The 25,553-nt window shown below is 60.8% G+C and carries 22 protein-coding genes; 10 read left to right on the top strand and 12 right to left on the bottom strand.

Annotated elements, in window-relative coordinates; translation table 11 throughout:
• Window positions 1-79: 79 nt before the first annotated feature.
• Window positions 80-1,219, top strand: a complete 1,140-nt coding sequence (locus tag KUV46_07770) for a sulfotransferase family 2 domain-containing protein (protein QYJ02274.1) — start codon at window positions 80-82, stop codon at window positions 1,217-1,219.
• A gap of 16 nt (window positions 1,220-1,235) precedes the next feature.
• On the opposite strand, the gene KUV46_07775 is transcribed toward KUV46_07770, so the two are convergent.
• The 4 genes from KUV46_07775 to rfbB form a co-directional block, all read right to left on the bottom strand.
• On the bottom strand, window positions 1,236-2,174 hold the full coding sequence (locus KUV46_07775) for a GDP-L-fucose synthase (protein QYJ02275.1): 939 nt from the start codon (window positions 2,172-2,174) through the stop codon (window positions 1,236-1,238).
• Between the two features lie 2 nt (window positions 2,175-2,176).
• Complete coding sequence (gene gmd / locus KUV46_07780) at window positions 2,177-3,247, bottom strand: GDP-mannose 4,6-dehydratase (GenBank protein ID QYJ02276.1); 1,071 nt, start codon at window positions 3,245-3,247, stop codon at window positions 2,177-2,179.
• 107 nt (window positions 3,248-3,354) lie between these two features.
• Window positions 3,355-4,509: a sulfotransferase family protein gene (locus KUV46_07785; GenBank protein ID QYJ02277.1), complete on the bottom strand. Its 1,155-nt coding sequence runs from the start codon at window positions 4,507-4,509 to the stop codon at window positions 3,355-3,357.
• Window positions 4,510-4,642: 133 nt separating this feature from the next.
• Entirely contained in the window at window positions 4,643-5,659 is a 1,017-nt protein-coding gene (gene rfbB, locus KUV46_07790; protein ID QYJ02278.1) for a dTDP-glucose 4,6-dehydratase, read from the bottom strand.
• Between the two features lie 146 nt (window positions 5,660-5,805).
• Between rfbB and rfbA the strand changes: the two genes are divergently transcribed.
• Window positions 5,806-6,678, top strand: coding sequence for a glucose-1-phosphate thymidylyltransferase RfbA (gene rfbA / locus KUV46_07795; protein QYJ02279.1), 873 nt, complete (start codon window positions 5,806-5,808; stop codon window positions 6,676-6,678).
• Window positions 6,679-6,681: 3 nt separating this feature from the next.
• Here rfbA and KUV46_07800 read toward each other — a convergent pair whose 3' ends face one another.
• Together KUV46_07800 and rfbC are read right to left on the bottom strand one after the other, a co-directional pair.
• Window positions 6,682-7,551, bottom strand: coding sequence for an NAD(P)-dependent oxidoreductase (locus KUV46_07800; GenBank protein QYJ02280.1), 870 nt, complete (start codon window positions 7,549-7,551; stop codon window positions 6,682-6,684).
• A complete protein-coding gene (rfbC, locus tag KUV46_07805) occupies window positions 7,551-8,123 on the bottom strand; it encodes a dTDP-4-dehydrorhamnose 3,5-epimerase (GenBank protein ID QYJ02281.1) in 573 nt (190 codons plus the stop codon). Before rfbC ends, KUV46_07800 begins: the two co-directional genes overlap by 1 nt.
• 106 nt (window positions 8,124-8,229) lie before the next feature.
• Between rfbC and cpsB the strand changes: the two genes are divergently transcribed.
• The gene (gene cpsB / locus KUV46_07810) at window positions 8,230-9,258 is read left to right on the top strand and encodes a mannose-1-phosphate guanylyltransferase/mannose-6-phosphate isomerase (protein QYJ02282.1); all 1,029 of its coding nucleotides are present in this window, start codon (window positions 8,230-8,232) and stop codon (window positions 9,256-9,258) included.
• 77 nt (window positions 9,259-9,335) lie between these two features.
• Here the strand turns inward: cpsB and KUV46_07815 are convergent, their stop codons facing one another.
• The 3 genes from KUV46_07815 to KUV46_07825 all read right to left on the bottom strand — a co-directional run bounded on the left by KUV46_07815 (window position 9,336) and on the right by KUV46_07825 (window position 12,817).
• Window positions 9,336-10,382, bottom strand: a complete 1,047-nt coding sequence (locus KUV46_07815; protein QYJ02283.1) for an FKBP-type peptidyl-prolyl cis-trans isomerase — start codon at window positions 10,380-10,382, stop codon at window positions 9,336-9,338.
• Between the two features lie 45 nt (window positions 10,383-10,427).
• The gene (locus KUV46_07820) at window positions 10,428-11,291 is read right to left on the bottom strand and encodes an FKBP-type peptidyl-prolyl cis-trans isomerase (GenBank protein QYJ02284.1); all 864 of its coding nucleotides are present in this window, start codon (window positions 11,289-11,291) and stop codon (window positions 10,428-10,430) included.
• 311 nt (window positions 11,292-11,602) lie between these two features.
• Window positions 11,603-12,817: a threonine ammonia-lyase gene (locus KUV46_07825; protein QYJ02285.1), complete on the bottom strand. Its 1,215-nt coding sequence runs from the start codon at window positions 12,815-12,817 to the stop codon at window positions 11,603-11,605.
• A 139-nt stretch (window positions 12,818-12,956) separates the two neighbouring features.
• Here KUV46_07825 and kdsA point away from each other — a divergent pair, with 139 nt between their 5' ends.
• Window positions 12,957-13,814, top strand: coding sequence for a 3-deoxy-8-phosphooctulonate synthase (gene kdsA / locus KUV46_07830; GenBank protein ID QYJ02286.1), 858 nt, complete (start codon window positions 12,957-12,959; stop codon window positions 13,812-13,814).
• A gap of 115 nt (window positions 13,815-13,929) precedes the next feature.
• Window positions 13,930-16,308, top strand: coding sequence for an EAL domain-containing protein (locus KUV46_07835; protein QYJ02287.1), 2,379 nt, complete (start codon window positions 13,930-13,932; stop codon window positions 16,306-16,308).
• A gap of 8 nt (window positions 16,309-16,316) precedes the next feature.
• Here the strand turns inward: KUV46_07835 and KUV46_07840 are convergent, their stop codons facing one another.
• Complete coding sequence (locus KUV46_07840; GenBank protein ID QYJ02288.1) at window positions 16,317-18,173, bottom strand: ABC transporter ATP-binding protein; 1,857 nt, start codon at window positions 18,171-18,173, stop codon at window positions 16,317-16,319.
• A 218-nt stretch (window positions 18,174-18,391) separates the two neighbouring features.
• On the opposite strand from KUV46_07840, the gene KUV46_07845 reads away from it, so the two are divergent.
• Window positions 18,392-19,525 (top strand): iron-containing alcohol dehydrogenase, encoded by a 1,134-nt coding sequence (locus KUV46_07845; GenBank protein QYJ02289.1) that lies wholly within the window; start codon window positions 18,392-18,394, stop codon window positions 19,523-19,525.
• A gap of 9 nt (window positions 19,526-19,534) precedes the next feature.
• Here the strand turns inward: KUV46_07845 and mutM are convergent, their stop codons facing one another.
• Window positions 19,535-20,383, bottom strand: a complete 849-nt coding sequence (mutM, locus tag KUV46_07850) for a bifunctional DNA-formamidopyrimidine glycosylase/DNA-(apurinic or apyrimidinic site) lyase (GenBank protein ID QYJ02290.1) — start codon at window positions 20,381-20,383, stop codon at window positions 19,535-19,537.
• Between the two features lie 49 nt (window positions 20,384-20,432).
• Between mutM and ubiE the strand changes: the two genes are divergently transcribed.
• A complete protein-coding gene (gene ubiE / locus KUV46_07855; protein QYJ02291.1) occupies window positions 20,433-21,221 on the top strand; it encodes a bifunctional demethylmenaquinone methyltransferase/2-methoxy-6-polyprenyl-1,4-benzoquinol methylase UbiE in 789 nt (262 codons plus the stop codon).
• 5 nt (window positions 21,222-21,226) lie between these two features.
• Here the strand turns inward: ubiE and KUV46_07860 are convergent, their stop codons facing one another.
• Entirely contained in the window at window positions 21,227-21,409 is a 183-nt protein-coding gene (locus tag KUV46_07860) for a hypothetical protein (protein ID QYJ02292.1), read from the bottom strand.
• 71 nt (window positions 21,410-21,480) lie between these two features.
• On the opposite strand from KUV46_07860, the gene ubiB reads away from it, so the two are divergent.
• The 3 genes from ubiB to coaBC all read left to right on the top strand — a co-directional run bounded on the left by ubiB (window position 21,481) and on the right by coaBC (window position 25,455).
• Entirely contained in the window at window positions 21,481-23,010 is a 1,530-nt protein-coding gene (ubiB, locus tag KUV46_07865) for a 2-polyprenylphenol 6-hydroxylase (GenBank protein ID QYJ02293.1), read from the top strand.
• Window positions 23,011-23,101: 91 nt separating this feature from the next.
• Window positions 23,102-24,121, top strand: coding sequence for a UrcA family protein (locus KUV46_07870; protein QYJ02294.1), 1,020 nt, complete (start codon window positions 23,102-23,104; stop codon window positions 24,119-24,121).
• A 101-nt stretch (window positions 24,122-24,222) separates the two neighbouring features.
• Window positions 24,223-25,455 (top strand): bifunctional phosphopantothenoylcysteine decarboxylase/phosphopantothenate--cysteine ligase CoaBC, encoded by a 1,233-nt coding sequence (coaBC, locus tag KUV46_07875; protein ID QYJ02295.1) that lies wholly within the window; start codon window positions 24,223-24,225, stop codon window positions 25,453-25,455.
• Window positions 25,456-25,553 lie beyond the last annotated feature (98 nt).

Consider the following 25,553-nt stretch of genomic DNA (forward strand, 5'->3'; position numbering starts at 1 on the left):
GGTTTCCCTGTCTAAGAGACTGCTTGCGGTGCTTCTGAGCGAGCGCTCTTTTATCCCGGTGTCATGATTTAGGGGTCTGATGCTCGTACACTTTCACATACCGAAGACGGCGGGCACCAGCACAAAGCGCGTCATCGAGAGCTGGTATCAGCTCTGCCGGGTTGAGCAACTTCCGGACGTGGAGCAGCTTCGGGGCCGCTCGGACAGGGACATATGCGTTTCGAGCCATTTCTCATCGGCCATCTTCGGTGAGGACGGCGCGCTGACGGATGCGCTGCCTGAGATGGTGGGCAATCCGGACTATAAGGTCTTTACCCTCCTGCGTGATCCCTTGGATCAGCTCGTCTCGTCCTATTACCATTTCCGCAGCAAGAGCGATAAGAACATCCCGTCGGATATCGTTTCATTCGCGGAGTTTCCGAGCCGCTTTCTCTACAGAAATTCGATGTCCGCCTATGATGAGAAGGCGCGGGACGATGTGATCGGCTCGTTCTATTTCATTGGAGATACATCAGACATTGATGGCTCGATGAAGTATCTGGCAGAGCTTCTGGGCAAGCCTCCGGTCAATGTGCCGAAGGAGAATGTCGGAGATCGCGACGAGCTCATCCTGCAGCTCACATCAAGGCAGCGCTCACGCATCGAACGCGCCCTTGCGCCGGAATACGAGCTGTTCGAAACGGTGCGCGATATGCTGCGGGAGCGCAGCTTCACCGGGAGCGCTGAGACGCGCGCGGACCAGTTCGAGTTTACAAGGAAACTGGAACGGCGAATTCGAGCGCCGCAGCTTCCCGGCTTGGACGGCGCTGAAGAGGCTGATCTGCAGTCAGATATCCGCGAGCGCGAAGAAAACTATAATCAGATCATCTCATCGAAATCGGCGCGCATTGAAGAACTTGAGGTGCGCGAAGCGAGCCTCAGCGATCAGCTTAGTGATGAGCGAGACCGCAGGAATGCGGCGGAGACAGAAGCCCGGGCGATCAAGCGCCTGCTCGAGAAAGAGCAGCAGCTGAGAGCTGAGCAATACGCGCTTCTGGAAGAAACCATGCTGGAAGTGAAAGTCTGGCAGCGCAGATTGAATGAGCGCGGGAGCGTCCGCGCGATCATCGCCGCAAAGATCAAGCGGGTGCTACGTGAATTCTGGGCATGGTCCAAGGCAGGCCATGTCGTGGCGCACATCCGGAATATCGCAAACGGCGTCGCGAAGCGCTTTCGCTAGCAGGCTGAGACTGGCCTCAGTCCTCGCTCACATTGTCGAGATACCACTGATAGGTCGACGCAATGCCATCGCGAAGGCTGATCGACGGCTCCCAGCCCATTTCACGCAGGCGCGCCGCTGACATCAGCTTGCGCGGCGTACCGTCCGGCTTGGTCTCATCCTTGACGATCTTGCCGTCGAAGCCGACCACGTCTGCGACCATTTCCATGAGTTCGAGAATGGTGACGTCCGTACCGGAGCCGACATTCACATGCTCATAGCCGGAATAGTTCTTAAGCAGGAAGACGAGCGCATCGGCGCAGTCATCGCAGTGGAGGAATTCGCGGCGCGGCGTGCCGGTGCCCCAGATCTCGATCTCGCTTGCGCCTGCTTTCTTGGCCTCATGCGCCTTGCGGATGAGGGCGGGCAGGACGTGGCTGGATTTCAGGTCGAAATTGTCGCCGGGACCGTAGAGATTGGTCGGCATGGCGGAGACATAGTCGCGGCCATACTGCTTGCGATAGGCCTGTGCGAGCTTGATGCCTGCGATCTTGGCGATCGCATACCATTCATTGGTCGGCTCAAGCGGGCCGGTCAGCAGGCTTTCCTCGACGATCGGCTGGTCGGCGAACTTTGGATAGATGCAGCTGGAGCCAAGGAAGAGGATGCGGTCGACATCGCTCTTGTGGGCGGCATTGATGATGTTCGCCTCGATCATGAGGTTGTCGTAGAGAAAGTCCGCCGGATAGGTGTCGTTGGCGAGGATGCCGCCGACCTTGGCGGCTGCAACGACGATGGCGTCCGGCTTCATGTCGGCCAGAAGCTTTTCGGTTTCATCCTGGCGGATGAGATTGGCCCTGTCGCGGCCGGCGATGATCACCTCGCAGTTTTCCTGCTCCAGACGGCGCACGGTTGCGGCGCCGACCATCCCGCGATGGCCGGCAACCCACACCCGTTTTCCAGCGAGGTCATACATGATCAGGCGTCCTTCCAGACCGGGTCGCGCTGCATGACTTTGAGGTCGGACTGGACCATCTCACGGGCAAGATCGCGCGGTGAGGTCTCGTGGCTCCAGCCGAGCTGCTTCTTCGCCTTGGCCGGATCGCCGAGCAGAAGCTCAACCTCGGTCGGGCGGAAGTAGCGTGGGTCGACCTCAACGAGGCATTTGCCGGTCTCGGAGCAATAGCCCTTTTCGTCGACGCCCTTGCCCTTCCATTCGAGCTTGATGCCAACATCTTCGAAGGCCCACTCGACGAACTGGCGCACATGGGTCGTCTCACCGGTGGCGAGGACATAGTCGTCCGCCTTGTCCTGCTGCAGCATGAGCCACATGCCGCGGACGTACTCACGGGCATGGCCCCAGTCGCGCTGGGCGTCGAGGTTACCGAGATAGAGCTTTTCCTGACGGCCAAGCTTGATGGCGGCAGCGGCGCGCGTGATCTTGCGGGTCACGAAGGTTTCACCGCGCAGCGGGCTCTCATGGTTGAAGAGGATGCCGTTGGAGGCGTGCATGCCATAGGCTTCGCGGTAGTTCACCACGATCCAGTAAGCATAGAGCTTGGCGGCAGCGTAGGGGCTGCGCGGGTAGAAGGGGGTGGTTTCCTTCTGTGGCACTTCCTGAACGAGGCCGTAAAGCTCCGAGGTGGACGCCTGATAGAAACGGGTCTTGTCTTCCATGCCGAGGATACGGATCGCCTCGAGCAGGCGAAGCGCGCCCACGGCGTCGGCGTTCGCGGTGTACTCAGGCGTCTCGAACGAGACCTGGACGTGGCTCTGTGCGGCGAGGTTGTAAATCTCGTCTGGCTGGGACTCCTGGACGATCCGGATGAGGTTCGTCGAATCGGTCATGTCGCCATAGTGGAGGATCAGGCGCGGGTCATCGACATGCGGGTCCTGATAGAGATGCTCGATACGCCCAGTATTGAACGAGGAAGACCGGCGCTTCACGCCATGGACCGTATAGCCCTTCTCCAGAAGGAGTTCGACCAGATACGCCCCATCCTGTCCCGTCACGCCAGTGACCAGCGCTGTCTTGTTTTTCGATGTCATTGAAACAGTCCCGTAACTAAACTTTTGGGCACAGAATGTGCGCCGCCCCGAAGTCCATTAGCGAAGGGCTGGCAACTGCTCAACCGCTTCACCCACAAAGTGCTTATTTATTGAGGTCTGGCGCTCTTTTGCCACTCAAGAAGGGGCCTGATTGGTCCCGGAAAAGGCGACTGCCAGTCGCCCGCGGCCGACATGCTGTCCGGTGCCGGAGGAGCGATCTCAGCTGTGACCAGCGATTCGCTGACATCCCAGCGCTGGACGGGGTCGGGGTCGCAAAGCGACGCCTCGAATTCATAGCGGCTGATATTCAGGAGATTGGGAGGGATCGATGCCGATACGCTATGCACACCGTTTGTAAATCTGTCGGATCCATCGTCAGGCGTGTAGGCAATCGTGAAGATCGTCTGCTCATTCCATAGCACCCGAAAAGCAGGCTGAACGCGTTGGGAAGCGTCATGCACAGTAAACTTGAGATGAAGAAATAGCGGCTCGTCGCAAGCGAACGGCCCATTTATATTCGTCTCACCGCCCGAGAGGTAGAATTCGTTGATGGACGCTACGGGCGTTTCGTTCTTACCGATCGATCTTTGCGGATTGGTAGTCTGGCGTGAGATATCGAGAAACTGGTCGGCGCCTTTCCAGTGGAGAGGTGCCTGGCCTGAGATCGATGCTCGCACGCGCTCGTAGATTTTTCTGTCTAGTGCGAACTTTTTTGTCAGCATCTCGATATCTGTATCTGACAGGGTCGCGATCTGTTCATCGCGGATGCCAATCCGCTCCTTCGGGACCTCAACTACTGGCTTGCCGACCCGGTTTGCCAGAATGGCGATACTTGTCTGGATACTCTCGGTCAGTCCGACAAAGAAGAAGTTCGACAGTCTCGCCTCGATCTCTTCCTCGCGCTTGATCTGGAGAGCCCTGGACAGGCTAAATTCGAAGGGGCGCTGGGCATATTGTGCCAGGCTCAGCGTTAAATTGCTGTGGCGCATCTGGTGGTAATAGTAGGAAACGAAGTGCTCGACGGGGTCTCTTACGAAGGTAAGGACCTTGAGCTCCGGATTCCCAGCCAGACCTGGTTCTCTCTTGAGCAATGACGCGCTCGTGCCGACCAACCTGCCGCCGTAGTGGCCAGTCGTGCACTCCGGTTCACGAAACGGACCAAACTGCTTGGCAGAATCTCTCTGCAGCTTGAACCATTTTTCAAGAACGCGCTTCACGCTCGTCCCGGCGGTCTTCGGGATGTGATAGAAAACGTATGCCAATGTAACCTTGCTCCCCACATTCTGTTGGGCATTGAGAGACCGGCCAGTGGCGTGGACTCCTGAGCATTGGCTTATTGAGGCATGAGGCGCATGGCCAGTCCGTACAGCACCCACGGTCTGGCATCGTGCCCCTTTATCGGGTTTTCAGCGGCTTCCACCACCACTCATTCTCGATGAACCAGTCGATGGTACGGGCGAGGCCTTCCTCAAATGTGACCGAGGATTTCCAGGCGAGTTCGCTCTCGATCTTGCTGGCATCAATGGCGTAGCGAAGATCGTGGCCGGGGCGGTCCGTTACAAATTGGATAAGGTCGCGGCGCGGCTTGTCTGCGGGGCGGCGGGCATCGATGAGGTCGCAAATCGCCTCGACGACCTGCAGGTTCGTGCGTTCTGAATTGCTGCCGATATTGTAGGTTTCGCCCGGCGCGCCCTTCAGCGCCACGGTGGCGAGCGCATTGGCGTGATCTTCGACAAAGAGCCAGTCGCGGACATTCTCGCCTTTGCCGTAGACGGGTAGCGGCTTCATCGCGAGCGCGTTCAGGATCACAAGCGGGATCAGCTTTTCCGGGAAGTGGTAGGGCCCGTAATTGTTCGAACAGTTCGTCACGATGACTGGCAGGCCATAGGTGCGGCCCCAGGCGCGGGCGAGGTGATCGGATGAGGCTTTCGAAGCCGCATAGGGGGAGGACGGCTCGTAGCGGGAGTCTTCGGTAAAGATGCCGGAATCGAGCGGCAGGTCGCCGTAGACTTCATCGGTCGACACATGGACGAAGCGGAAGCTGTCGGACTTGTTCAGGTCTTCATCCCAATAGCGACGCGCCGCCTGCAGCATGGTGCTGGTGCCTACGATATTGGTCTGGATGAACTCACCCGGCCCTGTGATCGAGCGGTCGACATGGCTCTCGGCAGCGAGGTGAAGGACCGCATCGATCCTGTTCTCGACCAGAAGACGGTAGACGAGCGCCTCGTCGCAGATGTCGCCCTGAACGAAGCGGTAATTATCGAGGTCCTCGATTGGCTTCAGCGAGCTGAGGTTGGCAGCATAGGTCAGCTTGTCGAGATTGGTCACGTTGTGACCGAGGTCGCCAGCCAGGTGCCGGCAGACAGCTGAACCAATAAAGCCAGCGCCGCCCGTTACGAGAAAATTCATGTCGCGTCCGTGTGCAGTCCATCCTGATCGTGCGGGGCTGGCGCCGGTGTGGCCAGCTTGACGATGCTCAAGGCCGGATGTCATAGAACGCCCCTCAAGTCGAGGCCAGTACGGCCACAGATGATTGGTAGAGCAGGGGATTTGGTATGAAGGGCATCGTTCTGGCCGGGGGAACCGGTTCACGCCTGTTCCCGATGACGATGGCAGCATCGAAACAGCTGCTGCCTGTGTTCGACAAGCCAATGGTCTTTTACCCGATCAGCGTCCTCATGCTTGCGGGTATCAAGGACATCATCATCATCACGACACCCCACGACCAACCTGCATTCGAGCGGCTGCTGGGTGATGGAAGCCGCTTTGGTGTGAACTTTACCTTCCGCGTCCAGCCTGAACCGAAAGGCATCGCGCAGGCCTTCACGATCGCCGAAGACATCATCGACGGGGAGCCCTGCGCCCTCGTTCTGGGCGACAATATTTTCTATGGCGGCGGACTTGGCGGCCTTCTGCTCAAGGCGGCAGCGATCAGTGACGGCGCAACCGTCTTCTCCTATCCGGTCAGCGACCCGGAACGCTATGGCGTTGTGGAGTTCGGCGCGGACGGGCGCGCGGTCTCCATCGAAGAAAAGCCGGAGCAGCCAAAGTCGAACCATGCGGTCACCGGCCTCTATTTCTACGACGCCAGCGTGTGCGAGCGGGCCAAGGCTCTCAAGCCATCGAAACGCGGCGAGCTCGAGATCACCGACCTCAACCGGACCTATATGGAAGAGGGCAAATTGTCGGTGCAGCCGCTTGGGCGCGGGTTTGCCTGGCTCGATACGGGTACGCCTGACAGCCTGCTTGATGCGAGCCAGTTCGTGGCGGCCATCGAGAAGCGGCAGGGCATGAAGGTTTGCTGTCCTGAAGAGATCGCCCTGCACCGCGGCTTCATCACGCGGGCTGAGTTGGAGAAGAATGCAGACTTCTACGGCAAGTCTGAGTACGCCGCGTATCTGCGCAAGTTGCTCACTCAGAAAGGCTAGGCACTAGGCTTTTCCGAGAAAATTCTGGACGACGCTGGCGCTCATTGGCTGCCATTGGGGCATGGGCCCGAGCAGGCCGTCGGCAAGCGTGACATCCAAGACCAGACCTCTCGCTCGCTCTGCCGGGGTCGGGAAGGTGCTGCCGGGCACAGGTGTCATCTGAGGTGCTGGGCCGCCGTACTTATCCGACACATTGAAAATCTCACGGGCCCATCCGTAGCGGCTGACAGGACCGGGCGGCCCAAGGTGGAGGAGCGGCGGCACGGTCTCATTCGCGACCATCAGGTCGCTAAGCTTCAGTAGGTGGGCGGCCAGCGCATCGACATGGGTCGGGCGGCCATATTCATCATCGACGAGTTGAAGGTGATCGCGCTGCGCTGCGACAGCGAGGATCTTGCTGATGAAGCTTTCGCCTTCGCTTGAAAACAACCAGCTGACGCGCGCGGTGCACTGGCGGCCCCCTGCTGCGCGGACCGCGAGCTCCCCATTGAGCTTGCTCTGACCGTAGACAGAGTTGGGCGCGGGCTCTGCCTGCTCGGTCACGGGCTGATCCGGATTGCCCTGGCTGAACACCATGTCCGTCGAGATATGGATGAGGGGAATGTCGTCTTCTGCGCAGACCTCAGCGATGAGGCCAGCACCTTTGGCGTTTATCTCGTGGGCGCGATCAGCCTCTGCCTCAGCGCCGTCGACATTGGTATAGGCCGCGGCGTTGATGATGAGCACGGGACGCGATTGGCGAACGGCCTGCGCGATTGAGTCCCGGTTCGTTATGTCGAGCCCGTCTCGGCCCGGCGCATTGCAGCCGAGGCGGCCAAGCGCCCGGCCCAGCCGCCCGGCGCCTCCGGTGACGAGGATAGCGTTCGAGTCCATCAGCCTGCTTGCGTGAATGGAGATTTCAGCGCGCCGAGGTCTGGCCAGTCGTGGTCGCGTCTGGAGAGGGTGACGTGTTCCCTGATTGGCCAGTCGATGCCCGAGCCGGCTCCGTTCCAGAGAAGACCGCCCTCGGTTTCCGGCGCGTAGTGATCGGTGACCTTGTAGTAGACGAGCGTATCAGGATCGAGCGTCTGGTAGCCATGGGCGAAACCGGCCGGGATGTAGAAGGCTTGCGGCTGGTCATTGCTCAGCACCAGGCAAACCGATTTGCCATAGCTCGGCGAGCCGGTGCGGATGTCGACGATCGCATCGAAGATCCTACCGCGAATGACCTGGATGAGCTTTGCCTGCGCATGGGGAGGGGCCTGGAAATGCAGCCCGCGTGTCGTGCCGATCTCGGCGGAGAAGGCGTAATTGTCCTGAACCCAGTCTTCCTTCGGCAGGCCAGCGTCTTTCCAGTCGCGGGCATTCCATGATTCGCAGAACCAGCCGCGCTCATCGCCTGCGCGTTTCAGGTTGAGCAGGGCGGGCCCGGATATGGAAAAAGTCTCGACAGACGTGATTGGCATGGCGCTTGATTGCCTTCACCGCAGCTAAGGTCAAGCCATCGCAGGTTGCAATCTGGGGTGTGTCACGCCTAAAGGCTTGGGACGATTTTTGGAGGGAAACGCGTAGATGACGATCTCTATCAAACCGGTGGTTTTGTGCGGGGGGAACGGGACACGGCTGTGGCCGCTGTCGACGCCGCAACATCCAAAGCAGTTTCTCAACCTGCTCGGTGCCTCATCAATGCTGGAAGTGACGCTGGCGCGGGTTCAGGGGAACCCTGTCGACGGCCTGTCCTTCACCCAGCCCATGGTGATCGGAGCTGAACGTCATGGGCAACTGATGGGCGGTCTTTCTGGCAACGCCGACATATTGATGGAGCCTGTCGGGAAGAACTCAGCTGCGCCCGTGGCGGCGGCGGCCCTTTCAGCGGACGTCGATGATCTCGTCCTCATCCTTCCGGCAGACCATGACATTGCAGACCTCAGCGCATTTCACCGCGCGATCCTTGCTGGTGCGAAAGCGGCAAAGTCGGGCAGTGTCGTGACTTTCGGGATTATCGCGGAAACGCCTGCGACCGGCTATGGCTATATCGAAGCGGCCAGCAAATCCGGCGAGGTGATCGACGTCGTGCGCTTCGTTGAGAAGCCGGATCTCGAGACAGCCAAATCCTATATCGCTTCGGGCAATTTCTTCTGGAATGCCGGTATCTTCCTGTTCCGTGCGGGCGACATGATAGAGGCGTTCAAGGCGCATGCGCCGGACATTCTGGACGCGGTCAGCGCCGCCATGCCAAAATCGAAGCAGGGCACGGCCGCAAGCTTTGATACGGCTGCCTTCGAGGCATGTCGCTCACAGTCAATCGACTATGCCATCATCGAGCATCATGACGACCTGAAAGTCGTGCCCGTCGATATGGGGTGGAGCGATATTGGTGACTTCCAGGCACTGTGGGAGCGCTCGGAGAAAGATGAGAATGGCAATGTTCTCATCGGCAATGTCAGGGCGATCGACTGCAAGAACTGCTATATCCGCGCGACCGATACCTCGATTTCGGTGGCGGGCCGCGAGAATACGGTGATCGTTGCAGCGGGCGGCGAGATGCTTGTCTGCGACATGCACACAGTCCAGTCGGTCAAGGAGCTGGCGAAGGCCTGAGGCTTCGGCGCCGACATTTAAAATGAGAAAAGGCGGACCGTGAGGCCCGCCTTTTTCAATTCTGGTTCTGGAAGGTATCAGCGTGTCGGCTGGGAGACTTCCGGATTGATCTCGATCAGGTTGACCACATAGACCAGCGACGCATCTGGCGGCACGAGGTCATCCAGGCCAGCATCGCCATAGGCGAGCGGCGGCGGGAGGTGACCGATCAAGACGTCGCCTTCCTTCATCAGGCTGAGAAGCTGGGCGAAGCCCGGGATGAGGTCACCTGCGCGCACGACGAGCGGCGTCTGACGGCCCCAGGTCGAGGCGACGAGGGCGCCGTTCTCTGCGAGGCGGGCTTCATAGTCGATGGCGACGAGGTCGTCAGCGCGTGGGTTGGGCCCGTCGCTTTCGCCGTCCTCGATCTGGAAATAGGTGAGGCCAGATGGCTGGCGCTGGATGCCTTCGCGCGAGCGGTCCCAAGGCAGGAAGTCTTCCCAGACGGCCGCCGACACGCCTGATGGCGGTGGGAGGCTTGCGACTTCCTCGGCGTTCAGGAAGCCGTCGAGGCGGATCTTGAAGACGAGGTCGGAATTTGGCGGGATGGCCGCGCTTGGTGACGCGCCGCCATAGGCAAGCTCTGCCGGGATGTAGGTCATCCACTCATCGCCTGGCGTCATGCGCTTCAGGATTTCAGTCCAGCCAGCGATGACCTGGTCGATCACGAAGATAGCCGCTTCACCGCGGTCATAGGAGCTGTCGAACTTGGCGCCGGTTTCTTCGAGATAGCCCTCATAGGCGACGATGACCGTTGCGCCATCGAGAGGTGGTTCGCGGTCTTCGGGGCCTTGTGCGATCTCGATCCAGCGAAGGCCTTCTTCAGTGGTCTGCAGGCCTGCGCAATTGGTCGGGAAGGGCGGCTGGAACGTGCCGGAGCCGCGGCCATAGTCAGGGCAGGGCGCGCTGGCCTTGGCTGCGCGTTTTGCGGCAAGTGCCGCTTCGCTGTCAGCCGCTGCGGCCATGGGTGTATCAGTCTGGGACGCCGGGGCGGCGGTCTCACAGGCGGTCAGTACAAAGGCTGCGGCTGCGAGTCCGGTGAGAACCCTGGCAAACTGCCCATGCTTGCGTTGCGGTTGAGCCATTGTGACGCCCCCCTCCAAGTCTATCCGCAGTCTGCCTAGCAAGATTTATTCCGTTGGCAGAACATCAATCAGGTGGACCTCAAAGTTGAGGTCGGAATTTGGCGGGATCGCGCCGGGATAGCCGCGCTCACCATAGGCAATGTCCGAAGGCACATGAATCAGCCAGCGGTCGCCCGGCTTCATCAGCGCGAGGGCTTCCTGCCAGCCGGGAATGACGCCATTCGCCTGGAACATGATGGGCTGGCCGCGCTGGTAGGCGCTGTCGAACACTTCACCGCTCTCGGCAAACCGGCCTTCGTAAAGGACGACGACCGTATCATCCGGCTCCGGGCTGACGCCGTTTTCGGCGCCGCTTTCCAGAACGACGTATTCGAGGCCCGAGCCGGTCGACTGCACCGCTTCGTTAGAGGAGTCCCACGGCGTGTAGGTGCTCCACGCTTCTTCGTCGGCGGGGGGCGGCGCAAAGACCTGTTCCAGCGAGACGCGGAAGATGAGGTCGTCGCCCGGTTTGATGATGCCGTTCGGACGCGGCGTCTGGCCATAGGCAAGCTCAGACGGGATGTAGAAGACGTATTCGTCGCCTTCCGACATCAGCTGCAGGCCCTGCGTCCAGCCGGGAATGACCTGACCGACGCCAAAAATAGCCGGGCGGCCCTCATCGAAATTACCGTCAAACGTTGTGCCGTCAGTCAGGCGGCCCTCATAGAAGACCTGAACGGTCGAGCTGATGGTCGGCGACGCGCCATCTTCAGGCCCTTCACGGACGACCACATATTGAAGCCCAGACTCGGTCTCCTGAACGTTTTCTGCCTCTGGGTCCCATGGGAAGAACTCATCAAAGCTCTGCTCCTGTGCATTGCAGGCGGCCAGAAGGACCGCGCAAACGAGGCCAGAGAGAGGTTTCAACATATGGGTAGTCTCCATCAGAGGCTTTTATCTGTTTGAGTTGAGGAACTTAGGCAAGCTTTGCCTGCCTGTCACCTGCGGCTTGATGGAGCGTTCGCCTAGACCGGCTTCGCTTTCAGCGGAATCGGTCGTCGGTTTGTTTGCGCTCACGCCAGCCCGCTGAAGCTTGCCACTGGCGTGGCCTTCTCCGCCTTCATTTGATCCACTGGATCAAATGATCGCTGAGCGATCGGCTCCGAAGCTCCGCGGGTGCGGCGCATTCGCGCCGGGCTCGCCTTGCTCGCCTCCGCGTTTCCGCCGGAGTCGGAAACGCTTTAGCTGGAGCGGGGCGGATAACCTGCCCGGTCGAGCGCGTCGATGATGTCCTGCGTGTGCTGGGCATCGCGCGTTTCCATCAGGATGTCGAACTCTGCGCCCTTCGCCGGCACATCGAGCGCGATCCGGTTGTGCGAGACTTCCATGATGTTTGCGCCATTGTCGCCAATAATCTTGGACACGAGCGCCAGAAGACCCGGGCGGTCATCCCCGATGATACGGATACGGGCGAGGCGCTTTTCGCGCACAAGCGCCCGCGTCAACACAGAGGCGAGGAGGCGTGTATCGATATTGCCGCCGCAGAGAATGAGGCCGACCTTGCGTCCAGCAAACTTCTCCGGGTGAGCGAGTAGCGCGGCGAGGCCTGCAGCGCCCGCGCCTTCGGCGATCGTCTTTTCAACATCGGCGAAGAGCGTGATGGCGCGCTCGATATGCGCTTCCTCAACGAGGAGGATTTCATCGACCAGGGCCTCGACGACCTCTTTGGTGAGGTTGCCCGGTGTCTTGACCGAGATGCCCTCAGCGATGGACGCGCCGCCTGTCTTGGCTTCGCGCCCCTGAATGGCGGCCAGCATGCTGGGATACATGGACGCCTGCACGCCAACGATCTTGGTGTCAGGCTTCAGGGCCTTTGAGACGGTCGCCATGCCAGAGATCAGGCCGCCGCCGCCGATTGGCACGACGAGCACGTCGAAGTCCGGCCCATCCTCAATCATTTCGAGGGCCGCGGTACCCTGACCCGCCATGATGAGCGGATCATCGAAGGGGTGGATCCAGGTGAGGCCTTCGCGCTCGCGGACGGATTCGGCGAAAGCTTTCGCCTCATCAAATGTCTGGCCTTCCAGAAGGACGCGGGCACCAAAGTCGCGCGTATGCTGGACCTTGTTAAAGGGCGTCGTCGTCGGCATCGCAATGGTGACGGGTATGCCAAGGCGGCGGCCATGATAGGCTACACCCTGCGCATGGTTGCCGGCAGACGCAGCGATCACGCCGGCCTGCTTTTCCTCTTCACTGAGACGGGCGAGCTTGTTGAGCGCGCCGCGCTCCTTGAAGGCGGCGGTAAATTGCTGGTTCTCGAACTTCACCCAGACTTCCGCACCCGTAATCGCGCTGAGCGTCTTGGACATGCGCAGGGGCGTGCGCTCAATCTGTCCTTCAAGAACGCGGGCGGCGTCGCGTACATCGTCGAGGCTGATCGGAAGTTTCTTGCTCATGGCATCATGTCCAGTGTCAAACGCGGCGCACCCTATTGAGGGGACTGTGGCCGCGCAAGCTGCCAGAGCCGCTGTGTGTACTTGCCTGTAAATTCCCGTTTGTTTAAGCGCGAACGCAGACTGAGTGAGGAGCGCCAGAATGAAAACGCTTTCCCTTCCGGGTCATGACATAACCATTGGAGAGGGCCACCCTCTTACCGTCATGGCTGGCATGAATGTTCTTGAGAGCCGCGATCTTGCCATGAGGATCTGCGAGCATCTGAAGACCGTCTGCGAGCGGCTGGAGCTTCCCTACGTCTTCAAGGCGAGCTTCGACAAGGCGAACCGCTCTTCCATCAAGTCCTATCGTGGGCCGGGCCTCGATGAAGGCCTGCGCATCTTGTCCGACGTCAAGGAAGACTTCGGTGTCCCGGTCGTCACCGATTATCATACGCCAGAGCAGGCTGCCCCCGTTGCTGAGGTCGCAGAGATTATCCAGATCCCGGCCTTCCTCTGCCGCCAGACGGACCTCGTCGTTGCAGGCGCGGAAGCCGTGTTGGCGAGCGGTGGTTGGCTGCATGTGAAGAAGGCGCAATTCCTGGCGCCATGGGACTGTAAGAACATCATCACCAAGATTGGCGAAGTGACGGGTGAGGCCCGCAATCCGACCATTCTGTGTGAGCGGGGTTCGAGCTTTGGCTATAATAACCTCGTTGTCGACATGCTGGGCATTCCGGCGATGAAGGCGCTTGGCGTGCCGGTGACGATTGACGCGACCCACGCTGTTCAGCTGCCGGGCGCTGATCCGCGCACATCTGGCGGGTCGACCGGTGGGCGCCGCGAAGGCGTGGCCATCATTGCGCAATCAGCGATTGCAGCCGGCGCGGATGGTGTCTTCCTGGAGTTTCACGAAGACCCCGACAAGGCGCTCTGCGATGGGCCAAGCTGTCTGGATCTGGCCGAGGCTGAGACGCTTCTTTCAAAGCTGAAAGCGATCCATTCCATCGCCGCAGGCTGATAGCTGTCACGAAATACAGCAGGGCCAATACACTATTTCTAGTAATATAGAGAATATGCACGAACGGTTAGGACTCATTGGGTAGGGCTGCCCTCGGTTTAGTTCGGGTGACCTTATGTATCGTGTCCTTTCCTGTCTTCAGGACGACCACGCTTTTCTCTACGTAGCGCTTGCAGTCTTCGTTTGTACTTTGGGCGCTGTCTGCGCGCTGATTGTCTTCAACCGGGGCATTGAAAGCGATAAAGAGACGACGCGGCGGTGGTGGGCAGCTGCCGCAGGGGGTGTGACTGGCCTCGGCATCTGGGGCACGCATTTTGTCGCCATGCTGGGCTACCAGCCCGGATTTGAAGTTTCCTTCGACGGCGTTGTGACCGTTGTGTCTGCGCTGATTGCGATTGTCGGATTTGTCGGCACTTCGCAGCTTCTCATTTCAGGCTTCGGCCCTGTGCGCCGCAGCCTTAGCGCCTTCATGGCAAGCGCTACGCTCTGCATCATGCACTTCTATGGACAGAGCTCGCTGAAGGCCTCTGCGCTGATGGAATATGATGCGACCTACATTGCGGCCGCCGTTGCGATCGGCACGATTTTCTTCGCGGTGACCTATCTCTTCGGCATCAGCCAGACGAGCAAATGGCGCAATGTCGTCGGCGTTGTGGGCACTCTGCTCGCGGTTGCCTCAGTTCACTTCGTCGGTATGGCGGCGATGAAGGTCTACCCGTTGCGCGGGCTCGCGGATTCCACCTGGACGCTGTCGCGCGGTGATCTTGCCACTTTTGTCGTGCTGGGCGTCATTGCCATTCTCGCGGCAGCGATCATCGCGGCAGGCTTTCACAAGAAAATAGCCGTTTTGCGTCAGCGTGAGACCCGCCGGATCAACATGCTGGCAAACTCGGCCTCGGAAGGCATCCTGATTGTTGATGCGGCCGGGCTTATTGTTGAGGTCAATAAGGCTGCAGAAAAGCTTGCAGGCATTCCCCGCGACCGACTGATCGGCCAATCGGCCCTTGAACTCGTCGACATGAGCGCCTGCCCGAAAGATGAGGATAGCTATCACGAGACGGCGCTCAGAACGCTGGATGGAAGCAGCATTCCCGTAGATGTGCGCGTTCGCACGATGAATGCAGAAGGTGACCGTGAAGATGAGGGTGTGAGCATTTTCTGCATCCACGACCTGCGCGACCGTATGCGCCAGGAAGCCGAAATCCGCGAACTGGCCTTCAATGACCAGCTGAGTGGCCTCGCGAACCGGGAATCCTTCCAACGCGAGCTGGCCGCGAGCTTGGCGCGCAGCGGAGAAGAGCACACGGCCGTCATCCTTTTCGACCTTGATGAGTTCAAGGACATCAACGACCAGTTCGGTCATGATGCTGGCGACCGCGTGATCTTTGAAACGGCGGCCCGCTTGCGGGCGCTGGTGCCTGCCGGTGGTATGGCAGCGCGACTGGGCGGCGACGAGTTTGTGCTGCTGACCGGCCCGAAGCTTCCTGTTGACCGGATCAGTGACTATGCGAGCGAATGCGTGCGCGCGCTGTCGCTTCCGGTGCAACATGATGAGATTGCCATACGCTGCGGTGCGAGTGCCGGTGCCTGTGCAATTACAGCAACGACGAAGGATGTCGGCGAGCTGTTGAAAGCCGCTGACCGGGCCCTCTATGCGGCCAAGTCAGACGGTCGCGGCAGTGCACGCCTCTATGATGCTGAGCTGCACGAGCGCTATGAAGCGCGCCGCGACGTCGAAGTGGCCCTGTCCCGCGCCGTCGAGAATGAAGAATTCGTGCTTCACTACCAGCCCAAGGTCTGTTCGCAGACGCGCAAGGTACTGTCCTACGAAGCCCTGATCCGCTGGGAACGGCCGGGGCACGGTCTCGTCATGCCGAACGATTTCATCGAGATCGCAGAGCAGAGCATGGTCGTCACCGATATCGGCCGCTGGTGCATTCGCGAGGCTTGTGAGGCCGCGTCACGCTGGGAGTCGCACCTCGGTGTCTCGGTGAACCTGTCTGCGCGCCAGTTCCTGGACCCAAAGCTGTATGGCGATGTGCGCGAGGCGCTGCGCCGGACGGGGCTCGCGCCGAACCGCCTCGAGCTTGAGATCACCGAGACGGCGATCATTCACAATGTACAGGTGGCGGCGAACCTGCTGCAGAAATTCAAGAAACTCGGCGTGCAGATTGCGCTCGACGATTTCGGCACCGGCTACTCCTCGATGCGGTTCGTCCAGCAGCTGCCGTTTGATCGCATCAAGATCGACAAGTCCTTCGTCCTCGCCATGGAAACGGACGCCAAATCCTTCGCCATCGTGGATGCCATCCTGCGGCTCGGGCACAGCCTGTCTATCCCGGTTGTTGCTGAAGGCGTGGAGACAGAAGCGCAGGCGATGAAACTTCTCGAGGCCAAGTGCCACGAGTTTCAGGGCTTCCTGATCAGCCATCCGCTGCCGATGCCAGCCTCCATCAAGGACCTGGTTGAAGACGAAGCACGCGGCGCAGCCTGAGCCTGCGTTCAGGCCGCTTCGGTTTTCTTCGCGTAGAGACCTTCGACGCCCTGATAGGGGTCATGCTCTGCCACCAGGTGGCCGGGCGCGACTTCGATCAGCTGCGGGTTGTACTGGTCCGCATCGGGATCATCGATCACTGCTGACTTCATGAAACGCAGCGGTGCACGGCTATCAAGCGGTGACGGCAGGTCGCCGCGCAGTTTGATGCGCTCCTTGCTGCGTTCAAACTCAGGGTCCGGCGTCGGCACAGCAGAGATAAGCGCCTTGGTATAAGGATGGCGCGCGTCTTCATAGATGGCAGTGCGGCCTGCAACTTCGACGACCTTGCCCAGGTAAAGCACCATGACGCGGTGGCTGATCTCGCGCACGACCGAGAGGTCGTGGCTGATGAAGATCATGGCGAGGCCGAACTCTTTCTGGAGGTCGATGAGCAGGTCGACGACCTGCGCCTGAACCGACACGTCGAGTGCGGACACCGCCTCGTCGCAGATGAGCAGCTTGGGCCGCAGGATCATGGCGCGGGCAATGCCGACGCGCTGGTTCTGGCCACCGGACAGCTCGTGCGGGTAGCGGTTAATCAGGTGGGGCTCCAGACCGACGCGGGGCAGGAAGTCACGCACCATCTTCTCGCGCTCAGCCTTTGACATTTGCGGCTTGTGAACCGTCAGCGGCTCGGCGATGGACTGGCCGATGGTCATGCGCGGGTCGAGCGAGGCGAGCGGGTCCTGGAAGACGATCTGTAGGTCCTCGCGCAAGCTGTTCATTTCCTTGCGGCCAGCCTGGGTGATGTCGCGGCCCATCCATGCGACAGTGCCGGCAGACTGCGGTACGAGCTTGAGGACAGCGCGGGCAAGCGTGGACTTGCCGCAACCGGACTCGCCGACCACGCCCAGCGTTTCGCCCGCACGCAGGTCAAACGAGACCCCGTCGACCGCTTTCAGCATCTTGGTCTTGCCGAAGAGGCCCCCGCCGACATTGACCGGAAATTGAACCTTTACATCGCGGGCTTTCACGATTGGCTCTTCAGCCTGGGCAGGTGGCTCACCGAGTTTCGGGCGGCCTTCGCGGTTTGGCTGGTCGATGCGCGGCACGGCGTTGAGCAGCATCTTCGTATATTCGTGCTGCGGCTTGTAGAAGATGTCGTCGCTGCTGCCCGTCTCGACGATCTCGCCGTGGCGCATGACGATGACACGGTCGCACATGCGGGCGACGACGCCCATATCGTGCGTGATCAGGACGATGCCTGTGCCAGTGTCCTTCTTCAGATCGTACATCAGGTCGAGGACCTGCGCCTGTACCGTGACGTCGAGCGCGGTGGTCGGCTCGTCTGCGAGCAGGAGCTTTGGGTTGCAGAGCATGGCGATGGCGACCATCACGCGCTGGCGCATGCCGCCGGAAAGCTCATGCGGGAACTGGTCGAGGCGGCGACGGGCTTCGGGAATTCGGACCTGCTCCAGCCAGTCGACGCAGCGCTTGGTGGCTTCGTCGCCCTTCATGTTCTTGTGCAGGGCCAGCACTTCGCGCATCTGCGCGCCCACGGTGAGGTGCGGGGTGAGCGAGGTCAGCGGGTCCTGGAAGATCATCGACATCTGCGCGCCGCGGATCTGGCGCAGTGTCTTCGCCTTCGCGCCGACCATTTCCGTGCCCTGGAAATTGATCGAGCCGGTAACGGTGCCATTCTCTGCAATCAGGCCCATCGCGGCAAGGGCGGACTGGCTCTTGCCGGAGCCGGACTCGCCGACAATGCCGAGACATTCACCCGGCGCCACATCGAAGCTGGTCCCTTTAACGGCGTGGACAGTGCCATCCGGCGTGTCGAAATCGATCTTCAGGTCGCGAACGGAAAGGATGGGGTTGGTCACGTCGGGGGCAATCCTTCGGGTGGCAAGCGTCTTTGTTTCTCAACGGGCCCGACAGGCGGGTCCAAGTCAACAGGTTGCACCAGTTGGCGGGCGTGTTCCGGTCGCAAAAGCGCGGCGCAGGGGCAGATTGCCGCGAGACTTGTGCTTGCGTGACCGCGCCTGTCCGTCCTACCAGTGGCCGGTACTTTACCAGGACAAGAAACTCCGGAGAAAACGCCATGCCCGTTATGACATTCCTGAATACCTGCATCTTTGATCATGGGGCGATCCAGAAGCTTCCCGGCGTTCTGAAGGGGCACGGCGTCTCCAAGCCATTCATCATCACTGACCCCGGTATCAAGGCAGCTGGCCTGCTCGACACGGTTCTTGGCGCACTTGGCACTGAGCCGGGCGGTATCTTCTCCGACACGGTCGCCAACCCTACGGAGAACCAGGCCATCGAGGTCACCGAGCTCTACAAGTCGGCGGGCGCGGATGGCATCATCGCGCTCGGCGGTGGCTCTTCCATGGACCTTTCCAAGGCGGTTGGCCTGCTGGCGGCGCATGGCGGGCCGCTCGAGAAGTACGCTGCCATGTCGGGCGGTTCGAAACATATCGGCAAGCTTGACCCGCTGATCGCCATTCCGACGACGGCGGGCACCGGCTCTGAAGTGTCTGTTGGCATGATCACGACGCTGAATAATGGCCGCAAGGAAACCTTCGCTTCGCCGAACCTCATTCCGCCTGTCGCGATCTGCGACCCGGACCTGACGCTTGGCCTGCCGAAGATGATGACGGCTGCGACCGGTATGGATGCGGTCACGCACTGCATCGAGGCGATCCTCGTGCCAGCCTCAAACCCGCCAGCCGAAGGCATCGGTTATGACGGACTGACGCGCGCTGTCGGCGATGGCTGGCTGCGCCGCGCGGTGCAGGACGGCTCTGACAAGGAAGCGCGCTGGCACATGATGATGGCGTCCTATGAAGGCGCGCTTGCGTTTGTGAAGGGCCTTGGCTCCGTGCACGCCCTGTCGCATGCCGCCGGCCGCCTGCATGAGAAGAAGCTGCACCACGGCACGCTGAACGCGATCTTCCTGCCGCACCTATTGCGCTTCAATGATGGCTCGGCCGACGGCAAATATGAGCGCCTGCGCTTTGCGATGGGGCTCAAGCCGGGCGCGGACCTCGCTGAAGCCATCGAGAAGCTGAACGAAGATATCGGTATTCCTTCGACGCTGAAGGAAATCGGGCTCGACGCGTCCGATGGCCCGGGTGTCGTCGAATATGCGCTGGCTGACCTTGCCCACCGCGGCAATGCCAAGACGGCCACGCAGGCCGACTACGAAAAGATATATGAACTCGCCCTTGGCTAGGTGCTGTGCCTAGCGCTGGCAGTGGCCACAATAGAAGCTTGAGCGCCCCGACTGGACCATCCGTCTGATCGGGGCGTTGCAATTCTTGCAGGGCTCTCCCTCGCGGTCATAGACAGCGAAAGTGTGCTGGAAATAGCCAAGCTCTCCGCTGGCCGCCTTGAAGTCAGAAATGGATGACCCGCCTGCGGCGATGGCTTCGCGGATGACGTCATTGATGGCAATGGCAAGCCGCCCGGCGCGCACGCCTGAGACAGTCGACGCCTTGCGGCGAGGGCTGATCCCTGCCCGCCAGAGTGCCTCGCAGACATAGATATTCCCAAGCCCCGCAATCACGCGCTGATCCAGCAGGACGGACTTGATCGGCCCGGACTTGTTTCTGAGCGCCTCGCGAAGCCAGGCATGTGAGAAGCTATTGGAAAGTGGCTCAGGCCCAAAGCCTGCAAGGCGAGGATAGACATCGAGCTGCGAGAGCGGCCAAAGCTCCATGAAACCGAAGCGGCGCGGGTCGTTGTAGGTGACCGTCTCGCCGCCCTCCATCTGGAAGACGACATGGTCGTGCTTGGCGTCAGGCGTGATCTCGTGATGAAAGCTGCCCGGGCGGCCTGCGCCTGTGATCGTGAAGCGGCCTGACATGCCAAGGTGCATGATGAGCGCGTCGCCTGTCTCCAGCTCTGCCACAAGGTATTTGGCGCGGCGGCCGAGACGTTCGATCCGCTTGCCTTGCGTGCGTTCGATAAAGTCGTTCGCAAACGGGAAGCGCAGGTCAGGGCGGCGCAGCTCTGACGTGATGATGCGCCTGCCATCCATGACGGGGGCAAGGCCGCGGCGAACTGTCTCTACTTCGGGCAATTCAGGCATGGAAAGCCGATATAGCGTTTCAGGGATGCTGCAACTATGGTCGCCGCGCATGACAGATGATTTGAAGACAGACAAGACGGTAAGCTTCGGCTTTGAAGAAGTCTCGCCCGAGGAAAAAGTCTCGCGCGTGAAAGGCGTCTTCGCGTCGGTCGCAAGCCGCTATGACGTGATGAATGACCTCATGTCCGCGGGCGTTCACCGGCTATGGAAGCATGACACGATTGCCAAGCTGAACCCCCAGCCCGGTGAGAAGCTGCTCGATGTGGCGGGTGGGACCGGTGACCTCGCAAAGGCCTTTATCGACCGCGCCGACAAGGCGGGGCGTCGTCGCCAGAATGACGCGCAAGCCAGCGCGATTGTCTGCGATATCAATGAAGCCATGCTGAATGCTGGCCGAGCGCGCCGCGACATGGCGGCCTATCACGATCGCCTCGACTGGGTGTGCGGTGATGCGCAGGCGCTGCCGTTCGAGGCACGCACTTTTGACGCGCTGACCATCGCTTTCGGGATCCGAAATGTTGCTGACCGGGCAGCTGCGCTGTCGGAGTTTCGCCGCGTCCTGAAACCGGGTGGGCGTCTCGCCGTGCTGGAGTTCAGCCATATGACCGCGCCGTCACTGCAGAAGATGTATGACGCTTACAGTTTCGGCGTCATCCCGAAGCTCGGCGAGGTCGTCGCCAGCGACCGGGAGTCCTACCAGTATCTGGTTGAATCCATCCGCCGGTTTCCCAAGCAGGAAGAGTTCAGAAAAGAATTGGACACAGCCGGTTTCTCGGCTGTGTCCGTGACCAACTTTTCAGGTGGTATCGCCGCACTCCACTACGGATGGGCGGTTTGATAGATTTACTCGTCCGGCGTATCGACGGACATGCCGTCTTCACTGACCGAGATCGACAGGTCGGCATCGCCGCCCGCTGCGCTCGGCTGGCCAGCGAAGTACCAGACGCCGAAACCGATGACGGCCACGAGAAGTGCGCCGACCAGGAAGTAGAGAAAACCGTTACTGGATTGAGTATTATCAGCCATTTGCCAACTCCTTGTTGTGGCGATCAAAACGCCAGTGCACTGAATGCGTTCCCAAATATTGGAGAGACGAGTTGCTGAAAGCACTTGCTGATTATGGCCGGCTGATGCGCGCAGGCACGGCGCTGGTGCGCCATGACGTTATCCTGCCGGGCGAATACCAGACGCGTCTGCCGCTGCCTGCCCGTATGGCTGGGCGGGTGCTGCGGACGTTTGGAGGGCGCGCAAAGGGGCGTCCGGGCGAGCGGCTTGCGAGCGCGCTGGAAAAGCTTGGGCCGGCCTATATCAAGCTCGGCCAGTTTCTGGCCACGCGGCCCGATGTTTTCGGCGCTGAAACGGCGCAGGACCTGTCGCGCCTCAAGGACAAGCTGGAGCCTTTCAGCATGGCTGAGGCGCGCCGTATTCTCGCAGAAGAGTTTGGCCAGGAAGAAGCTGAAAGCCTTTTCGCAGGCCTAGGTGAGCCTGTCGCTGCTGCGTCGCTCGCGCAGGTGCACCGGCTGGAGACGTCTGACGGGCCGAAGGCAGTTAAGATCCTGCGGCCCGGCGTCGAGCAGATGATCTATCAGGAATTGCGGGCCATCCGCCGCGCGGCGCGAACGGTTGAGCGCGCATCGGTCGAGAGTCGCCGTCTTGAACCGGTCAAGTTTACCGAAACGGTCGCGACATCGATGGAAAAGGAGCTCGACTTCCGTCTGGAAGCAGGCGGCGCCGACCAGATGCGGTCAATCTCCGAGAAGGAAGACTGGTTCCGCGTGCCGGCCGTCGATTGGGACCGCACGGCCCAGCGCGTGCTGACGATTGACTGGGTTGAGGGTATCCCGCTGACCCGTCCTGAAGCGCTGGAACAGCCGGGTCTGGAGCGCGTGGCACTCGCCAACAAGATCACGCGCGGGTTTCTCTCCCACGCCATCGGGCACGGCGTCTTTCATGCGGACATGCATGAAGGCAATATATTGATCCTGCCGGACAATGAGGTCGGCTTGGTGGACTTTGGCCTGATTGGGCGGATTGGCTTCAATGAGCGCCGCTTCCTCGCTGAAATCCTCTGGGGCTTCATCCGGCGCGATTATCAGCGCGTCGCAGAAGTTCATTTCGAGGCGGGCTATGTGCCGGCGAACCAGTCCGTCGGTGAATTTGCGCAGGCGCTGCGCTCCATCGGGGAGCCGATCCACGGCAAGCCTGCTGAAGACGTCTATATGGGCCGCATCCTGCTCCAGCTGATGGACTACACTCGCACCTTCGGCATGCGGTTACGGCCCGAGCTTGTCCTGCTGCAGAAAACCATGGTGCAGGTCGAAGGGGTCGCGCGTTCAATCGACCCGAAGCATGACATCTGGAAAGCGGCAGAGCCGATCGTGAAGGGCTGGATCGCGCAGAATTTCGGGCCTGCCGGGGCGACGAAGCTGGCGGCGCGCCAGGCTCGTGAGGTCACGGACAGGTTGAAGCGCCTGCCGCACGTCATGGATGCCTTCGAAGACTTTCTGGAGACCGAACGGGCACGCGGCAAGGAGCCAGTGCGCGGCACGGGGCCGTCTGTCTGGTCTCTCGCAGGTCTCATTGGACTGGCTGTCATCGCAGGGTTCGCGCTCGCGCAATTCGCGTAAAGCGAGAATGTCCTGTGCGGTTGCCGGGTGCGTGATAGGTTAACGGGTACTTAACCTTAACACTGCCCGGACGACCCTGGAGGGCCACCCCATGAAGTATATTGCCGCGACCGCCGCCATCTGTCTTTTCCCTGCATGGCAGGCTGCTTCCGCGCAGGGCTATGGCTGCTCTGAACTGACCGGGGGCAGCTATGCGCACACGTGTGGCGGCTCCACTTCTGCGACGAAGATCATCCGGGTCGAGCGTCAGGCCTATGGCCAGCCGCCGTCGCCGACCAGCCATCATGGGTCGAGCGGCCATGTGAGCGGTGCGCGCGTCGGGCATCATCCGGGCGGGTATGCGCACCATTCCAACAGCTATTACGGTCACGGTGGATACCCGGTGCGCCATGCCGACCGCGCGGCTACGAGCTATGGTTTTGAATGGTGGACCTCAGACCGGTATTACGGCCACGGCTATCGCCCGACGACCAGCTATGAGACCCACTATCCCACCCATCATGGGCGCAATATCGGCGTCTATAGCGGCACCCGCAGCTATGTGACGACTCCGGTGAGCCCGTGTGGCTACACCGCCCCGCGTGTCACGACGACCTATACCGGCTGTGGTGGCACCGTGTATTCGTCCGCGCCGCGCGTGACGACGTATACAGCGCCAACGACCTACGCAGCGCCTGTCACCTATTCCAGCCGGACGACCTATGACAGCTATGACGCGCGTAGCGACGCCTATGCCTATGAAGAGGCGTATGACTATGACTACACGCCGGTCGTGGCCCGTGCCTCTGGCTATTGCGCCCAGGAAATCACGCCGCTTGGCGAGGATCGCCGCGGGCGTAAGCTCTATGAAGTCTGCTATCGCGACCTCTCTCCGGTGAATGATGCCCAGGCCATTGAAATCCTTTATTCGCGTATTGCGCGAGCGGCTGACGCGGCCTGCGACGCCAATCGCGGCTCGCTATCCTATCAGCGTGAAGAGCGCCGTTGCGAGGCGAATGCCATTGAGCGGGCGGTCTATGATACGGGTATCGATGCGCTGCAGCGTCATCACCTGATCAGCACAGGGCAGGGCGCGCCGCGCGTCACGGTCGGGCCGCTGCAACGCTACTAGGCGAGGCAGATCGACAGGCGGGCCTCGCATCGCGCAGGCTTGCCGTCGATTTGTAAACCAAATCCGTGCTAGGGAGGGACCGGGCAACCGGACACCCTGTCATGAGCAGCAAGCGCATTCTTCTCATCATCGGCGGCGGCATTGCGGCATACAAGTCGCTGGAGCTGATCCGCACGCTGGCCAAGCGCGGTATTTCCAGCCGCTGCATCCTGACGTCGGGCGGCGCGAATTTCGTGACACCGCTGTCTGTGTCAGCTTTGTCCGGAGACAAATGCTATAGCGACCTCTTCAGCCTCGATGATGAGGCGGAGATGGGCCATATCGAGCTGTCGCGCTCGGCTGACCTGCTGGTCGTCTGCCCGGCAACGGCGGACCTGCTGGCCAAGGCGGCGAACGGCCATGCAAATGACCTGGCCTCGACCACGCTGCTCGCCACCGACAAGCCGGTCCTGATGGTGCCAGCCATGAATGTGCGCATGTGGGAGCATGCAGCGACCAGGCGCAATGTCGAGACGCTGCGCGGTGACGGTGTCGAGGTGATGGAGCCTGATACGGGCGCCATGGCGTGCGGTGAATTCGGGCCGGGACGCCTGCCAGACGTCGAGGCGATTGCCGACCGTATTGAGAGCGCGCTTGCGCGCCAGTCCGGGCCAAAGCCACTCGAAGGCAGGCATGTCCTGCTGACGGCAGGGCCGACGCGGGAGCCGCTGGACCCTGTGCGCTATCTTTCCAATCATTCCTCCGGCAAGCAGGGCTATGAGATCGCAGGCGCTCTGGCAGAGCTCGGCGCGCGGGTGACACTGGTGTCTGGCCCGGTCGCCCTGGCACAGCCGCGCGGTGTTGATCTTGTTCGCGTCGAGACAGCCGTAGAGATGATGGAGGCCTGTGAGGCGGCGCTGCCAGCAGATGTGTTCGTATCGGTGGCAGCGGTGGCAGACTGGCGCCCCTCCACCCCGGCTGACCGCAAGCTGAAGCTCAAGGATGAGGGCAAGGGCCCGCCCGCGCTCGCCCTGTCTGAGAACCCGGACATTCTCGCGGCCATTTCGCGCCTTGTGAAAGGCCGCCCGCAACTGGTCGTCGGCTTTGCGGCGGAGACAGACGCGGTGGAGGAGAATGCGCTTCGCAAACGGGCGAGGAAGGGCTGCGACTGGATCGTCGCCAATGATGTGTCCGGCGACGTGATGGGCGGTGCAGAGAATGAGATTGCGCTTGTCACAGATGGCGGGGTCGAGAACTGGCCGCGTATGGACAAGGCGGCTGTGGCGCGCCGCCTGGCAGAGCGCATCGCTGATCATCTGTCTGGTAAGGACAAACCGCGCGTCGCTGCCGAATAATTTGTTGCGCCTGCGAAATGGGCACATGCCTTGCAGCGTGACCGGTTGATTCAACCTGAGAAATCAAATCTCAGCCAACTGCGCACGTGCGGAACGAA

Source organism: Thalassovita mediterranea (genome assembly GCA_019448215.1).
In the GTDB taxonomy this organism is placed as follows: domain Bacteria; phylum Pseudomonadota; class Alphaproteobacteria; order Caulobacterales; family Hyphomonadaceae; genus Henriciella.

Excerpts from the sequence above, each read along its gene's own strand:
- rfbA (QYJ02279.1), top strand. The coding sequence starts at position 5,806 with ATGAAGGGCATCGTTCTGGCCGGGGGAACCGGTTCACGCCTGTTCCCG.
- KUV46_07775 (QYJ02275.1), bottom strand. The coding sequence starts at position 2,174 with ATGTATGACCTCGCTGGAAAACGGGTGTGGGTTGCCGGCCATCGCGGG.
- rfbB (QYJ02278.1), bottom strand. The coding sequence starts at position 5,659 with ATGAATTTTCTCGTAACGGGCGGCGCTGGCTTTATTGGTTCAGCTGTC.
- kdsA (QYJ02286.1), top strand. The coding sequence starts at position 12,957 with ATGAAAACGCTTTCCCTTCCGGGTCATGACATAACCATTGGAGAGGGC.
- gmd (QYJ02276.1), bottom strand. The coding sequence starts at position 3,247 with ATGACATCGAAAAACAAGACAGCGCTGGTCACTGGCGTGACGGGACAG.
- KUV46_07820 (QYJ02284.1), bottom strand. The coding sequence starts at position 11,291 with ATGTTGAAACCTCTCTCTGGCCTCGTTTGCGCGGTCCTTCTGGCCGCC.
- KUV46_07860 (QYJ02292.1), bottom strand. The coding sequence starts at position 21,409 with ATGGCTGATAATACTCAATCCAGTAACGGTTTTCTCTACTTCCTGGTC.
- KUV46_07825 (QYJ02285.1), bottom strand. The coding sequence starts at position 12,817 with ATGAGCAAGAAACTTCCGATCAGCCTCGACGATGTACGCGACGCCGCC.
- KUV46_07870 (QYJ02294.1), top strand. The coding sequence starts at position 23,102 with ATGAAGTATATTGCCGCGACCGCCGCCATCTGTCTTTTCCCTGCATGG.
- coaBC (QYJ02295.1), top strand. The coding sequence starts at position 24,223 with ATGAGCAGCAAGCGCATTCTTCTCATCATCGGCGGCGGCATTGCGGCA.
- KUV46_07800 (QYJ02280.1), bottom strand. The coding sequence starts at position 7,551 with ATGGACTCGAACGCTATCCTCGTCACCGGAGGCGCCGGGCGGCTGGGC.
- mutM (QYJ02290.1), bottom strand. The coding sequence starts at position 20,383 with ATGCCTGAATTGCCCGAAGTAGAGACAGTTCGCCGCGGCCTTGCCCCC.
- ubiE (QYJ02291.1), top strand. The coding sequence starts at position 20,433 with ATGACAGATGATTTGAAGACAGACAAGACGGTAAGCTTCGGCTTTGAA.
- KUV46_07770 (QYJ02274.1), top strand. The coding sequence starts at position 80 with ATGCTCGTACACTTTCACATACCGAAGACGGCGGGCACCAGCACAAAG.
- rfbC (QYJ02281.1), bottom strand. The coding sequence starts at position 8,123 with ATGCCAATCACGTCTGTCGAGACTTTTTCCATATCCGGGCCCGCCCTG.
- KUV46_07845 (QYJ02289.1), top strand. The coding sequence starts at position 18,392 with ATGCCCGTTATGACATTCCTGAATACCTGCATCTTTGATCATGGGGCG.
- KUV46_07835 (QYJ02287.1), top strand. The coding sequence starts at position 13,930 with ATGTATCGTGTCCTTTCCTGTCTTCAGGACGACCACGCTTTTCTCTAC.
- cpsB (QYJ02282.1), top strand. The coding sequence starts at position 8,230 with ATGACGATCTCTATCAAACCGGTGGTTTTGTGCGGGGGGAACGGGACA.
- KUV46_07815 (QYJ02283.1), bottom strand. The coding sequence starts at position 10,382 with ATGGCTCAACCGCAACGCAAGCATGGGCAGTTTGCCAGGGTTCTCACC.